This is a genomic window from Gordonibacter sp., assembly GCF_036667095.1.
Lineage (GTDB): Bacteria > Actinomycetota > Coriobacteriia > Coriobacteriales > Eggerthellaceae > Gordonibacter.
Genome location: NZ_JAVWUP010000360.1, coordinates 1 through 277, shown reverse-complemented (window position 1 = coordinate 277; position 277 = coordinate 1). Strand labels below are relative to the sequence as shown.

The 277-nt window shown below is 52.7% G+C and carries 1 protein-coding gene; it reads right to left on the bottom strand.

Going from position 1 to position 277, the window contains the following annotated elements; translation table 11 throughout:
• Positions 1-60: 60 nt before the first annotated feature.
• Positions 61-277 (bottom strand): hypothetical protein (locus RR842_RS14595; RefSeq protein ID WP_332730298.1); only part of this gene is annotated, 217 nt, incomplete at its 5' end.

The window sequence follows — 277 nt, the reverse complement described above, 5'->3', positions numbered from 1 at the left end:
CTGGTGCGAGTGGTGCGCCGCCTGGAACAGACTCCTCAATCATTTCCCAGTTCTTTACTTTCATTTGTTTCCTTCCTCGGTTATTTTGTCGAATGCTGTACGCTTGAATATCGTCATCAAGTCGCTGCATGTCTTCATGTCGTACGCGTTCATTGCCCGCAGGACGCATGCCGCTCCCGCGTAATAGCTTCTGTCGATGGTGTTTTCCTCAGATTCAGCGGCGATTTCGAACATGCCCGCTGCGCGTTCCAGCTCGTCGTCGTCTATGTAGGCGCTG